The sequence below is a fragment of the Bradyrhizobium sp. SZCCT0231 genome (assembly GCF_018130245.1).
Classification (GTDB): domain Bacteria; phylum Pseudomonadota; class Alphaproteobacteria; order Rhizobiales; family Xanthobacteraceae; genus Bradyrhizobium; species Bradyrhizobium japonicum_F.
Map to the genome: position 1 here is coordinate 192,829 of NZ_JAFCKP010000004.1, position 13,620 is coordinate 206,448.

Here is a 13,620-nt window from a genome sequence, read left to right on the forward strand (position 1 = left end):
CGAATACCTATGGGAAGGCTGACCATGCCATTCGTTGAACGGGTCTTTTCGGGCGTCCAGCCGACGGGCAATCTGCACCTCGGCAACTACCTCGGCGCTATCGTCAACTTCGTGAAGATGCAGGAAACTCACAGCTGCATCTATTGCGTCGTCGACATGCACGCGATCACGCAAGGGGTAGACGTCTGGGGCGGACCGGCCGAGCTCACGCGCAACACCCGCGAGGTCACAGCGGCGTTCATCGCGGCTGGCATCGACCCCAAGAAGCACATCGTGTTCAACCAGAGCCAGGTCTCGGGCCATGCCGAGCTCGCCTGGATCTTCAACTGCGTCGCCCGCATGGGCTGGCTCGGCCGCATGACCCAGTTCAAGGAGAAGGCCGGCAAGGACCGCGAGAACGCGTCCGTCGGACTGTTCGACTATCCCGTGCTGATGGCGGCCGACATTCTGCTGTACCGCGCCACCCACGTTCCCGTGGGCGAGGACCAGAAGCAGCATCTCGAGCTCTCGCGCGACATCGCGCAGAAGTTCAACAATGATTTCGGCGACTCGATCCGCAACCACGGCGCCAATGACGGCCTGTTCTTCCCGCTGCCGGAACCCCTGATCACGGGCCCGGCGACGCGCGTGATGAGCTTGCGCGACGGCACCAAGAAGATGTCGAAGTCGGATGCCTCGGACAATTCGCGCATCAACCTGACCGACGATGCCGACACCATCGCGCAGAAGATCCGCAAGGCGAAGACCGATCCGGAGCCGCTGCCGACGGAAGAGAAGGGCCTGGAAGCGCGCCCCGAGGCCGACAATCTCGTCGGCATCTTCGCTGCGCTCTCCGGCCGCTCCAAGCCCGACGTGCTGCGCGATTTCGGCGGCGGCCAGTTCTCCAGCTTCAAGAACGCGCTGGCCGAGCTGTGCGTCACCAAGCTCGCGCCGATCGCCGGCGAGATGAAGCGCCTCGTCGCCGACCCCGGCCATATCGACGCGATCCTGAACGACGGTTCCGACCGGGCCCGCGCCATCGCCGACGAGACGATGAAGCTCTCCAAGGACATCGTCGGCTTCATCCGCCGGCGCTAGGCGCCAAGGCGCCGGCCGTCTCCTCTCCCCAAGCGGGAGGGAGTGTGGCAGCATGCGGCCATGCACACGCCGGGACATGCATGACCAGCAGGCGACTTTGCTTCGAGCCGGGTCACAAGCCCAAATGCCTCGTCATCGTCGACGACAGCGCCGAATGGGATCGCGCGGTCTATTACGCCAGCCGCTGGGCGATCCGTGCCGGCGGCGGCGTCGTGATGCTGCGTATCATCGAGCCCGAGGAGCAGACCCAGGAATGGCTGGGCGTCGCCGACATCATGCGCGCCGAGGCGCAGGAGGCAGCGGAGGCCGCGCTCGACCGCGCCGCCGGTAGAGCCAACGGCATCGCCGCGATCACGCCGGAACGGGTGATCCGCGAAGGCGCGGCGATGGAACAGCTGCTCGCGGTGATCGACGAGGACCCCGACATCGCCATGCTGGTGCTCGCCGCCAATCCCGGCGCGGAGGGCCCAGGTCCCCTGGTCTCGCTGCTAGCGCATGCGCTCGGCACCTTCCCGGTACCGGTGACGGTCATTTCGGGCGCGCTGAGCGACCAAAGCGTGGATTCGCTGTCGTAGCTCCTTACCCTCCCCTGGAGGGGGAGGGTCGGCTCATGTCGAGCGAAGCGAGATATGAGACGGGGTGGGGTGACGGTCCCTCCTCATCCGGCAGTGCCCGTGTTGAGAGATCACCCCACCCCGCTCGCGCTTCGCGCGATCGACCCTCCCCCTCCAGGGAAGGGTAAGAGCCCACCTAACCCGCTGATATAACGGCGAAACCGCCTCACATCCCCTTGATCGTGCGTTCGTCGTCGCCATCTGCTAGGGAAGAGCGTACGCGCCGGCCTTGAACCGGCGACGTCTGGAGAAAACCATGTTCATTCAAACCGAAGCCACCCCCAATCCCGCCACGCTGAAGTTCATTCCCGGCCGCGTCGTGGTCGACGGCAGCCCGGTGGAGTTTTCGAGCCGCGAAGCCGCTGGCCGTTCGCCGCTCGCCGAAAAGCTGTTCGACGTGCCCGGCGTCACCGGCGTGTTCTACGGATCGGACTTCATCACCGTGACCAAGGCGAGCGGTGAATGGCAGCAGCTCAAGCCTGCGATTCTCGGCGCCATCATGGAGCACTACATGTCCGGCGCGCCGCTGCTCGCCGGCGGCGAAGCGCACAGCGATGCCGATCTCGACGACGGGGACGAGTTCTTCGACGAGGCCGATGCCGAGACGGTCGACATGATCAAGGACCTGATCGAGACCCGCGTGCGGCCGGCCGTCGCCAATGACGGCGGCGACATCACCTTCCGCGGCTTCAAGGACGGCATCGTCTATCTCAACATGAAGGGCGCCTGCTCCGGCTGCCCGTCCTCGACCGCGACGCTGCAGCACGGCATCCAGAACCTCTTGAAGCACTTCGTGCCCGACGTGGTCGAAGTCCGGCCGATGTGATCGATCCGCGAATGGCGAGTAGCGAATGGCGAATGGCATTCCGATCGGCTAGACTATTCGCTATTCGCCACTCGCCATTCGCTTTTTCATGCTGATCCTTGCCATCGATACTGCGCTCGAGGCCTGCGCGGCGGCCGTGCTGGACACCGACGCCGGCGAGTTTCTCGCCCAGGAATCGCTGCTCATGAAGCGCGGCCATGCCGAGGCGCTGATGCCGCTGATCGCGCGCGTGATGCGATCCGCCAACCTCGCCTTCACCTCGCTCGACCGCATCGCCGTCACCGTCGGCCCCGGCAGCTTCACCGGCCTGCGCGTCGGCATCTCGGCGGCGCGCGGCCTTGCGCTTGCGGCGAATCGGCCGGCGGTCGGGCTGACGACGTTGTCGGCCTATGCCGCCACCGTCGTCGGCCAGGGCAAACCGGCGCCGGTGATCTCTGCGATCGATGCGCGGCACGATCACGTCTATTTCCAGATCGTCGCCGGCGACGGCAGCCAGCTGGTGCGGCCGGGCATCGCGCCCATCGACGAGGCGATTGCGGCCTCGCAATTCGGCGCGCCGCATCTGGTCGGCAATGCCGCAAACATCCTCGCCGAGCGTTGGCCGAAGGACGGACCGCAGCCGGTCGCGGTCGACGCGCAGCCCGCGCCCGACATCGGCTGGGTCGCATGGCTCGGAGCCGCAGCCGATCCCGAAACGAACCCGGCGCGGCCGTTCTATCTGAAGGCGCCGGACGCCAAGCCGGCTGCACAGACGCCGCTCGCACAAGCCGCGAGCTCATGATGAAATGGCTGTCGGAATGGTGGCGCGGCGGCACGGCCGCCGTCGAGCCCGCGACCATGCGCGACGCCGCACGGCTGGCGCAGCTGCACGGCGCCTCCTTCGCGCACGGCTGGGGCGAAGGCGAGTTCGAGAGCATGATGAGCGAGCGCAACACGCTGGTGCATCGCTTGCGTCTCGGCCGCAAGACGATCGGCTTTGCCGTGTCGCGGATCGGCGCGGACGAAGCGGAAATTCTCTCGATTGCAGTGGACGGGGCTTACCGCGGCCGCGGCCTCTCCCGCACGCTGCTGATGACCCACCTCGGCCATCTCGCCGGGCGCGGCGTACGCACGATATTTCTCGAAGTTGAGGAAAATAACCAGCCGGCGCGGCGGCTCTACGCCGGGTGCGGATTCGTGGTGGTCGGACGCCGCGATCGCTACTATAAGCAGCCCGACGGGGAACAATTGAACGCCCTTCTGATGCGACGTGACTTGTCGTAACATTGGTGGCAGAAAGCGGCCCGCCAGGCAGACAACGCTATGACCACACTGAAACCTTCTCCTGCATCCAAGGCGTCCGATATCGAGTCGCGCTGCGCCGCCACGGGCATGCGCATGACCGAGCAGCGCCGCGTCATCGCCCGCGTGCTCGCGGAAGCTGCCGATCATCCCGATGTCGAGGAACTGTACCGGCGCTGCGTTGCGGTCGACGACAAGATCTCGATCTCGACCGTCTATCGCACCGTGAAACTGTTCGAGGATGCCGGCATCATCGAGCGCCACGATTTCCGCGAGGGCCGCGCGCGCTACGAGCAGATGCGCGACAGCCATCACGACCACCTCATCAATCTGCGTGACGGCAAGGTGATCGAGTTCACTTCCGAAGAGATCGAGAAGCTCCAGGCGGAGATCGCCCGCAAGCTCGGCTACCGTCTGGTCGACCACCGGCTCGAGCTCTATTGCGTCCCGCTCGACGACGACAAGCCGACGTCTTGATTGGGCATGACCTTGTCGGAAAACCGCTTCACACTTTTCCGGGTCATGCCTTAGTGCCGATCGACCTCATCATCTTCGATTGTGACGGCGTGCTCGTGGACAGCGAGGTGATCTCCTGTCGTGCGCATGCTGACGTGCTGACCCGGCACGGCTATCCGATCACGTCGGAGCAGGTGTTCGCGCGCTTCCTTGGCCGCTCGACAAAACAGGCCAATCTCGAGATCGAAACCGAGCTCGGCCGCAAGCTGCCCGAGGCCTATCACGGCGATCTCCAGGACGAGCTGTTCCGATCGTTCGAGGCCGACCTCGAAGCCATCCGCGGCATCCACGACGTGCTCGATGTCGTCACGCAAGCCGTCTGTGTCGCCTCCAGCGGCTCGCATCCGCGCATGCGGGTGAGCCTCGGAAGCACGGGGCTTTATGAGCGTCTCGCGCCAAATATCTTCTCGGCCTCACAGGTCAAGAACGGCAAGCCGGCGCCGGACCTGTTCCTGTTCGCGGCGAACGAAATGGGCGTATCGCCCGGGCGCTGCGTCGTGATCGAGGACAGCCTGGCCGGGATTGCCGGCGCCCGCGCCGCCGGCATGACCGTGTTCGGCTTTTACGGGGGCAGCCACTGCCGCGACGGCTATGCCCAGACGCTGCGCCAGGCGGGCGCCGACCTGACCTTTGCCGACATGCGTCAGCTGCCGGAGCTGGTCCGGCGGGTCGAGACGGACGTCCTGGCGGGCTGATGATTGCCGTCATTCCGGGGCGCCTCGAAGAGGCGAACTCTGGTGCGCCCCTGCGCACCTGAGAATCTCGCGCCAAAACCTCCGGATTCCGGGTTCGCGACTGCGTCGCGCCCCGGAATGACAGGCTCAGGCCCCCAATCGCTGGATTTTCGTCCCTTCAGCCTATATCTGATGGCCGTCCTCCACCGCCATTTTCGGGTTCCATGACGCCGCCGCGCAAGCTGCACATCAAATCATATGGCTGCCAGATGAACGTCTACGATGCCCAGCGCATGGTGGACACGCTGGCGCCGGAAGGATTCGTGGAGACGGCGAGCGCAGAGGATGCCGACCTCGTCATCCTCAACACCTGCCATATCCGCGAAAAGGCCTCCGAGAAGGTCTATTCCGAGCTCGGGCGCTTACGCGTCGCCAAGGACGAGGCCGCGCGCGGGGGCCGCGCGATGCAGATTGCGGTCGCGGGCTGCGTGGCACAGGCCGAGGGTGAGGAGATCGTGCGCCGGGCGCCGGTCGTCGACGTCGTGGTCGGACCGCAGAGCTACCATCATCTGCCCGAGCTGTTGAAACGCGCCGGCGATGAAGGCCGTGCGATCGAGACCGAATTTCCGGCCGCCGACAAGTTCGGCTTCCTGGCCCAGCCGAAACCCGATGCGATCCGCGCGCGCGGTATTTCCGCCTTCGTCACGGTGCAGGAAGGCTGCGACAAGTTCTGCACCTTCTGCGTCGTGCCATACACGCGCGGCGCCGAAGTCTCGCGCCCCGTGGCGAAGATCGTCGACGACGTGAAGCGGCTTGCCGACAACGGCGTGCGCGAGCTCACCTTGATTGGGCAGAACGTCAACGCCTATCACGGCGAGGGGCCGGACGGAAAAACCTGGCCGCTCGGCCGGCTGCTCGAGCATTTGGCGACGATTCCGGGAATCGCGCGGCTGCGCTATTCGACCAGCCACCCCCGCGACGTCGATGACAGCCTGATCGCAGCCCATCGCGATCTGGATGCCCTGATGCCGTTCGTGCACCTGCCGGTGCAGTCGGGCTCGGACCGGATTCTGGCGGCCATGAACCGCAAACATACTGCCGATGATTACCGGCGCGTCATCGACCGTTTTCGCACCGCACGCCAAGACATTGCTTTTTCATCAGATTTTATCGTCGGCTTCCCCGGCGAAAGCGAGCAAGATTTTCTCGCGACCCTCGCGCTTGTCACGCAAATCGGTTACGCTGCGGCTTATTCGTTCAAATACTCCGCCCGGCCGGGAACGCCGGCTGCGGACATGCAGGAGACGGTGTCCCCCGCCGAGATGGACCAGCGATTGGAGCGGCTCCAGGAACTGATCGACAGCCAGCAATCGGCCTTCAACAAGGCCGCGATTGGCTCAACGGTCGATGTGCTGTTCGAGCGTCCGGCGCGCAAGGAGGGCCAGATTGTCGGCCGCACCGCCTACCTCCAGCCCGCCCATGTGATGGCGTCGCCCGAGATCATCGGACAAATCCTGCCGGTCCACATCGGCAGCCTCGAGCGCTACAGTTTTCTCGGCGAGCTCGTGACGCCGCGTGGCGCGCGCGAGCCCGCTTTATCGCAAGCCACTGGAGCCTGAACCCTTGCCAAAAAGTGCATCGGATTCGTCTTCTATCGCTCCCAGCCGCAAATTTGACCGCGACATGCAAGTTCCGCCCGAGACCCAGGTCGTCATCGACTTCGACGACAACCGCGCCGCTTCCGCGCTGGTCGGCCCGTATGGCCAGCATCTGGCGCAGATCGAGCGGCGGCTCGGCGTGGTCGTCGATTCCAAGGGCAACCACATCACCATCGGCGGCACCCGCGACGGCTGCGACGCCGCGCGCCGCGTGCTGGAGATGCTCTACACGCAAGCGGTGAAGGGGCAGGATCTCGACCAGGGCGAGGTCGAAGGCGCGATCCGCGCCGTGATCGCGCAGGGCTCGCTGTTCGAGTTCGACGCCAAATCGGCCAAATCGACCTTCGACAGCATCAATCTGCGCAAACGTCCGGTGCGCGCGCGCACGGCCGCGCAGGACTCCTACATCCGCGCGCTGAAGCGGCACGAGCTCGTGTTCGGCGTCGGTCCCGCCGGCACCGGCAAGACCTGGCTCGCCGTCGCCCACGCCGCGCAGCTGTTCGAGCGCAAGGAGGTCGATCGCATCATCCTGTCGCGTCCGGCGGTGGAAGCCGGCGAGCGGCTCGGCTTCCTGCCGGGCGATCTCCGCGAGAAGGTCGATCCTTATCTGCGGCCGATCTACGATGCGCTCTACGACCTCATGGATGCGCGCATCGTCGAGCGTGCGCTCCAGACCGGCGAGATCGAGATCGCGCCGCTCGCCTTCATGCGCGGCCGCACGCTCACCAACGCCGCCATCATCCTGGACGAGGCCCAGAACACCACGTCGATGCAGATGAAGATGTTCCTGACGCGTCTCGGCGAGAACAGCCGCATGATCGTGACAGGCGATCCCTCGCAGATCGACCTGCCGAACGGCCAGACCTCGGGTCTGGCCGAGGCGACCCGCCTCTTGAGCGGCGTCGAGGGAATTGCCCAGGTTCATTTCAAGGCCGAGGACGTGATCCGCCACGAACTCGTGGCGCGGATCGTCGCCGCCTACGAAGGGCCGCCGCAGCGGCCGGCCACCGGTCAATCCTGACGAGGCAACACCGGACCCAGAGGGCGCGAACACGGCGCCTTTCGTCCGAGACAACACAATGTCCCATCCCAACCTTCCCATGACCGAGGTCCTCGTCGTCGCCGATTGCTGGCAGCACGAGCCCGATTCCGAAGCCGTGATCCAGCGCGCGGTGGCGGCCGCCGCCGAGAGCGTCGATGACGACGTTGCCGACGCGGAAGTGGCTGTGATGCTGACCGATGACGCCGGCATCCGTGCCCTCAACAGCAACTGGCGCGGTATCGACAAGCCGACCAACGTGCTCTCGTTCCCCGCGCTGCAGCCGGAAGGCGAATGGAAAGAAGGCGATGCGCCGCGCATGCTCGGCGACATCGCGATCGCCTATGAGACCATGCGGCGCGAGGCGGACGAGGAACAAAAGCCGTTCGACCACCATTTGAGCCATCTCGCCGTGCATGGGTTCCTGCACCTGATCGGTTACGATCACGAAAACGACGGCGACGCCGAGGAGATGGAAGCGCTCGAACGTGAGATCCTGGCCCATCTCGGCATACCCGATCCCTATGCAGACCGCCCGGGGACGCATTGAGATGCCGGATTCCGATCCGATCCACGACAATCCGCGCAACACGGCCAATTTGCCGGCCGTGGTGACACAGGGCGAGGTGATGCGCCCGACGGCGGACAACTGGCTGCTGCGCGCCATCCGGACGCTGTTCGGCTGGAAGGCGGGATCGGTCCGCGACGACCTGCAGATCGTGCTGAATGCGACGACACCCGACGACACCGGGTTTTCGGCGGTCGAACGCACCATGCTGCGCAACATCCTCGGCCTGCATGAGCGCCGTATCGCCGACGTCATGGTGCATCGCGCCGACATCGTCGCAGTGAAGCGCGACATCCCGCTCGGGGAACTGATGGACCGCTTCGAGAGCGCCGGCCATTCCCGCCTCGTCGTTTACAACGAGACGCTCGACGATCCCGTCGGCATCGTCCACATCCGCGACCTGCTCGCCTTCATGACCGCACGCGCCCGCGTGTCGGAAGCCACCAAGACCAAGCGCAAGAAGCCGCTGCCGGCCGGGCTCGACCTGCGCGCGGTCGATCTCGCGCTGCCGCTTCATGACGCGCACATCATCCGCAAGCTGCTCTACGTGCCGCCGTCGATGCGGGCGATCGACCTGCTCGCGCAGATGCAGGCCTCGCGCATCCATCTGGCGCTGGTGGTCGACGAATATGGCGGCAGCGACGGGCTGGTCTCGATCGAGGACATCGTCGAGCAGATCGTCGGCGAGATCGACGACGAGCACGACAGCGACGAGCCGCCCTCGATCGTGCGCCTGCCCGACAACGCCTTCATCGCCGACGCCCGCGCCAGCCTCGACGACGTCCGCTCGGTGATCGGCGAAGACTTCGTCACCGGCGAGGCCGGCGAGGAGGTGGAGACGCTGGGCGGCTATCTCGTCAGCTTCGTCGGACGTCTGCCGGTGCGCGGCGAGGTCATCTCGGGCCCCGGCACTTACGAGGTCGAGGTGCTCGATGCCGATCCGCGCCGCGTCAAGCGGCTGCGCATCTCGACGCGGAAGGAGCGTCCGGCGCCGCGCACCCAGCGCGAGAGCCGGCGCCGTGAAGCCCCGCCGGAGAGCGGACAACCGCCGGCCAGCGACACGCCCACGCCGCCGCCGAGCGACGGGGCCGGCCCGCAGTGAGTCCATCGCAGCGACTTCGGCAGATTGCGCTTGCCGTCATCCTCACCTGGGGATGGCAGCGCGCCGTCATCGCCATGGCGGCCGGGGCACTGTCGGTGCTGGCGCTGGCGCCGTTCAACCTCTTCCCGGTGCTGTTCGTCACCTTCCCGGTGCTGGTCTGGCTGATCGACGGCGCCGGGGGCGGCCGCTATGGCGGCGTCCCCGCCGCCGCGTTGACCGGCTACTGGTTCGGGCTCGGCTATTTCGTGCCCGGCCTCTACTGGATCGGCTACGCCTTCTTCGTCGACGCCGACATGTTCGCCTGGCTGACGCCGTTCGCCGTGCTGGGCCTGCCGGCCTATCTTGCGATCTTCACGGCGATCGGCTTTGCGCTGGCGCGCCTGCTCTGGACCAAGAACGCCACGCGCGTGCTGGCGCTCGCAGCGAGCCTCACCATCAGCGAATGGCTGCGCGGTCACGCGCTGACCGGCTTTCCCTGGAACGCGTTCGGCTACGCGCTCTCCGAGCCACTGCCGCTGGCGCAGACGGCCTCGCTGATCGGCCTGTGGGGTATGACATTCCTGACGGTTGCGATCTTCGCAAGCCCAGCGACGCTGATCGACCGCACGCCCGATGGCCGCCTGCAATGGCGTGTGCCGGCCGCCGCCGTCACGCTCCTGATTGCCATGAGCATCTTCGGCGCAATCCGCCTGTCGCTGCATCCGACCACGATTGTATCAGGCGCCAAGCTGCGCCTGATGCAGCCGAACCTGCAGCAGGACGCGAAATTCAACTACGCCGCCAAAGCGCAGGTGATGAAGACGTATCTCGCGCTGTCGGACCGCGCCTCCGGCCCGCAATCCACCGGCGTGCGCGATGCCACCATCCTGATCTGGCCGGAATCCGCCTTTCCGTTCTTCCTGACCCGCGAAGCCGACGCGATGGCGCAAATCGCCGACCTCCTGCCGAAGGGCACCGTGCTGATCACGGGGTCGGTCCGCGCGCCCGACCTGCCGCGGGGCACGCCGATCACGCGCGCCTATAACTCGATCTACGTGATCGATCACGACGGCAGCGTGCTTGCAGTGTACGACAAGCTGCATCTGGTACCGTTCGGAGAATTTCTTCCCTACCAGGCGCTGATGGAGAAGCTCGGTTTCGAGCAACTGACGCGTGTGCGCGGCGGCTTCATTCCCGGCACCGTGCGGCATGCACTGCCGGTCGCCGGCGCGCCGCCTGCGCTGCCGCTGATCTGCTACGAGGCCATCTTTCCCGGCGAAGTGGCTGGACGCAACGAACGTCCGGGCTGGATCGTGAACCTCACCAATGACGGCTGGTTCGGCATCTCGACAGGTCCCTATCAGCATCTGGAGCAGTCGCGGATGCGCGCGATCGAGCTCGGATTGCCGCTGGTCCGCTCTGCCAATACCGGTATCTCCGCAGTGATCGATCCGGTCGGGCGCACGATCGCGAGCCTCGGCCTCGGCCTCGAAGGCGTTTTGGATGCAAACCTGCCGGCCGCGATTCCACCGACCGTCTATGCACGGGTGGGTGATGCGCCCGCAGCCATGCTCGTCGCGGTGGCCGTGCTCCTGGCGGTCCGCCGACGCGTCGCCAAGCGCAAGCCCTGATCGTACCGCCGCCGAAGCGGCCGGAATCCTTTGACAACCGTAGTCCCACGGTTGACAGACTGCACGCGGGCTCCCCATTCTGCACCGGCTGCGAAAGACAGCGGTGCGTTGCTAAATTTCTCCGCAATGTTTCCCAATAACAGGGTTTGATTTTGCGATGTTGCACCCGAGGCATGCTTGATCATTGCGCCGAAGGTGATGTTTGGAGGGCTGAGGAAATGTCGAAAGCGCCCAACCCTGTTGACAAATATGTCGGCAGCCGCGTGCGTATGCGCCGCATCATGTTGGGCATGAGCCAGGAAAAGCTCGGTGAAGCTTTGGGCCTGACTTTCCAGCAGATTCAGAAATACGAGAAGGGCACCAACCGGGTCGGCGCGAGCCGCATCCAGCAAATTGCCGAGATTCTCCAGGTGCCGGTGTCCTTCCTGTTCGAGGGCGGCCCGAGCGGCGTGCCGGGTCCGAATGGCTTCAGCGAAGGCGCCTCGCCCTCTTACGTCTCGGACTTTCTCGCGACCTCCGAAGGGCTCGCCTTGACCAAGGCATTCACGCGAATCACCGATTCGAAGATGCGCCGCTCGATCGTCGATCTCGTCGAGCAGATTGCGGCCCGCGAGGGCCCCGACAAGCGCTGAAGCGCATGTCCATGGCGATTTGAGACTGCGCCAGATCTGTCCTATGTCGTCATTTACGACCGCGCCTTGATGCGCGTCCGCTTCGATGATGCGATTCAAAGGCACAGATGCGTCCATGACCGGCCCCAATTGGTTCGATTCACAAACTATTCTCGATGGCATCCGCCGCTGGGTGGAGATCGAGACGCCGACGGAAGCACCTGAACAGGTCAACAAGCTGGTCTCCGTGGTCGCGGAGCAATATCGCGACCTGCCTGTCACGCTCGAGCGCATCGCCGGCGTGGATGGCTGCGGCGATCATCTCGTGGCGCGCACGAATTGGGGGCAGGATCGGCCAGGCATCCTGGTGCTGAGCCACCTCGATACCGTTCACCCCATCGGTTTCATCGAGCGCCTGCCGTTCAAGGTCGAAGGCGACGTCGCGTTCGGTCCCGGCATCTACGACATGAAGGGCGGCGCCTACATCGCCCATCACGCCTTTCGCGCGCTTTGTGCGACGGCCGATCGCTCGCCGCTCGGCATCACGCACCTGTTCACCTCCGACGAGGAGATCGGCAGCCCCACCTCTCGCGCGCTGATCGAGCGGGAGGGACGCAAGGCCAAATACGTGCTGGTGACCGAACCGGCGCGTGACGGCGGCAAGATCGTCACCGGACGCAAGGGCGTCGGACGCTTCCAGGTGTTCATCAAAGGCGTGCCGGCGCATGCCGGCTCCCGGCCCGAAGACGGCCGCAGCGCCGTCCGCGAGCTCGGCAACGTCATCCTGACGCTGGAAGGGATGAACGATCTGACGCGCGGCGTCACCGTCAATGTCGGCGTGGTGCGCGGAGGCACGCGCCCCAACGTCACGCCGGAACAGGCTTACGCCGAAGTCGATCTGCGCGTCGTGAGCCTCGAGGACGCAGACGAGTTCGCCGGCAAGATTCTCGCCCTGACATCGAAGACGGACGGCGTCACCGTCACGGTCACAGGCGAACTCAATCGACCGCCTTACGAGAAGAGCAATGCAGGCGCCTCGCTGTACGAGCATGCGAAGGCGCTCGCCGGCGAGATCGGCTTCGAGCTGATCGACACCCACACCGGCGGCGGCTCGGACGGCAATTTCACCGCCGCGCACACCGCGACGCTCGACGGGCTCGGCGTCGACGGCAAGGGCGCGCACACCCATTATGAGCAGCTCTATGTTTCCTCGCTCGCGCCGCGCGCGCGGCTGCTCCATCGCCTGTATCAGACGCTGCGATGAGCGAACGTAAGTCAGACCCCGATCGCGAGGACAGCGAGCGCGCCTTCTTCGGACGCCGCAAGGGTCACAAGCTCAGGCAACACCAGGCCGGGTTGATCGAGCAGCTGCTGCCGCATCTTGCCCTCAACATCGACGGCGAGGCGCCGGCGGACGCCCGCGAAATCTTCGAGCCCGCAGCCGAAGATGTCAGGCTCGAGATCGGCTTCGGCGGCGGCGAGCACCTTGCGGCCGAGGCCCAAAACTTCCCTGCCATCGGCTTCATCGGCTGCGAGCCCTATGTCAACGGCATGGCAAAGATCCTCGCACAGATCGAGGCCGCCAACATCGGCAACATCCGCCTGTTCGCGGGCGATGCCGCCGAGCTGCTGGCGTGGCTGCCGAAGGCTTCGCTGTCGCGGATCGACCTGATCCATCCGGATCCCTGGCCGAAGCGGCGGCACTGGAAGCGGCGCTTCGTCCAGGACAGGACGATCGCCGCAATGGCGCGCGTGCTCAGGAGCGGCGGCGAGTTCCGTTTCGTCTGCGACATCGACGATTACTGCGCCTGGACGCTGTCGCATCTTTCGCGCTCGCAGGACTTCGTCTGGCTTGCCGAACGCGCCGACGATTTCAGGCAGCCATGGCCGGGCTACACCATGACGCGCTACGGCCGAAAGGCCGCGCGCGAGGGACGCAAGACGGCTTACTTGCGGTTCAGGCGGGTGTAGATTTCTCGTGAGCCCCATCCGCGATCGTCATGGCCGGGCTTGTCCCGGCCATGACGACGCAGACTTGGACTTT

Annotated in this window: 15 protein-coding genes; all 15 read left to right on the plus strand. The window is 65.5% G+C overall.

Going from position 1 to position 13,620, the window contains the following annotated elements; all coding sequences use genetic code 11:
• The first annotated feature begins 24 nt into the window (after positions 1–24).
• The 15 genes from trpS to trmB all read left to right on the plus strand — a co-directional run bounded on the left by trpS (position 25) and on the right by trmB (position 13,547).
• Complete coding sequence (gene trpS / locus JQ566_RS13860; RefSeq protein ID WP_212372784.1) at positions 25–1,077, plus strand: tryptophan--tRNA ligase; 1,053 nt, start codon at positions 25–27, stop codon at positions 1,075–1,077.
• Positions 1,078–1,157: 80 nt separating this feature from the next.
• Complete coding sequence (locus JQ566_RS13865; protein WP_212372785.1) at positions 1,158–1,652, plus strand: universal stress protein; 495 nt, start codon at positions 1,158–1,160, stop codon at positions 1,650–1,652.
• A gap of 295 nt (positions 1,653–1,947) precedes the next feature.
• Positions 1,948–2,517 carry a NifU family protein gene (locus JQ566_RS13870; RefSeq protein ID WP_212372786.1) on the plus strand — a complete coding sequence of 190 codons (570 nt, stop codon included), beginning with the start codon at positions 1,948–1,950 and terminating at the stop codon, positions 2,515–2,517.
• Positions 2,518–2,605: 88 nt separating this feature from the next.
• Complete coding sequence (gene tsaB / locus JQ566_RS13875; RefSeq protein WP_212372787.1) at positions 2,606–3,298, plus strand: tRNA (adenosine(37)-N6)-threonylcarbamoyltransferase complex dimerization subunit type 1 TsaB; 693 nt, start codon at positions 2,606–2,608, stop codon at positions 3,296–3,298.
• Entirely contained in the window at positions 3,295–3,780 is a 486-nt protein-coding gene (rimI, locus tag JQ566_RS13880; protein WP_212372788.1) for a ribosomal protein S18-alanine N-acetyltransferase, read from the plus strand. The genes tsaB and rimI overlap by 4 nt, the downstream gene beginning before the upstream one ends.
• A gap of 39 nt (positions 3,781–3,819) precedes the next feature.
• On the plus strand, positions 3,820–4,275 hold the full coding sequence (locus tag JQ566_RS13885) for a Fur family transcriptional regulator (RefSeq protein ID WP_212372789.1): 456 nt from the start codon (positions 3,820–3,822) through the stop codon (positions 4,273–4,275).
• Positions 4,276–4,328: 53 nt separating this feature from the next.
• Positions 4,329–5,009, plus strand: coding sequence for an HAD family hydrolase (locus tag JQ566_RS13890; protein ID WP_212372790.1), 681 nt, complete (start codon positions 4,329–4,331; stop codon positions 5,007–5,009).
• 203 nt (positions 5,010–5,212) lie between these two features.
• Positions 5,213–6,607 (plus strand): tRNA (N6-isopentenyl adenosine(37)-C2)-methylthiotransferase MiaB, encoded by a 1,395-nt coding sequence (gene miaB / locus JQ566_RS13895; protein ID WP_212372791.1) that lies wholly within the window; start codon positions 5,213–5,215, stop codon positions 6,605–6,607.
• Between the two features lie 64 nt (positions 6,608–6,671).
• Positions 6,672–7,667: a PhoH family protein gene (locus JQ566_RS13900; protein ID WP_212372792.1), complete on the plus strand. Its 996-nt coding sequence runs from the start codon at positions 6,672–6,674 to the stop codon at positions 7,665–7,667.
• A gap of 58 nt (positions 7,668–7,725) precedes the next feature.
• Positions 7,726–8,235 (plus strand): rRNA maturation RNase YbeY, encoded by a 510-nt coding sequence (gene ybeY / locus JQ566_RS13905; protein WP_212372793.1) that lies wholly within the window; start codon positions 7,726–7,728, stop codon positions 8,233–8,235.
• A 1-nt stretch (position 8,236) separates the two neighbouring features.
• A complete protein-coding gene (locus tag JQ566_RS13910) occupies positions 8,237–9,355 on the plus strand; it encodes a hemolysin family protein (RefSeq protein ID WP_249139449.1) in 1,119 nt (372 codons plus the stop codon).
• Complete coding sequence (gene lnt, locus JQ566_RS13915; protein ID WP_212372795.1) at positions 9,352–10,965, plus strand: apolipoprotein N-acyltransferase; 1,614 nt, start codon at positions 9,352–9,354, stop codon at positions 10,963–10,965. Before JQ566_RS13910 ends, lnt begins: the two co-directional genes overlap by 4 nt.
• Positions 10,966–11,183: 218 nt before the next feature.
• The gene (locus tag JQ566_RS13920; protein WP_183248336.1) at positions 11,184–11,597 is read left to right on the plus strand and encodes a helix-turn-helix domain-containing protein; all 414 of its coding nucleotides are present in this window, start codon (positions 11,184–11,186) and stop codon (positions 11,595–11,597) included.
• 85 nt (positions 11,598–11,682) lie between these two features.
• Entirely contained in the window at positions 11,683–12,840 is a 1,158-nt protein-coding gene (locus JQ566_RS13925; protein WP_212372796.1) for a M20 family metallopeptidase, read from the plus strand.
• Positions 12,837–13,547 carry a tRNA (guanosine(46)-N7)-methyltransferase TrmB gene (trmB, locus tag JQ566_RS13930; protein ID WP_212372797.1) on the plus strand — a complete coding sequence of 237 codons (711 nt, stop codon included), beginning with the start codon at positions 12,837–12,839 and terminating at the stop codon, positions 13,545–13,547. The genes JQ566_RS13925 and trmB overlap by 4 nt, the downstream gene beginning before the upstream one ends.
• Positions 13,548–13,620: the final 73 nt, after the last annotated feature.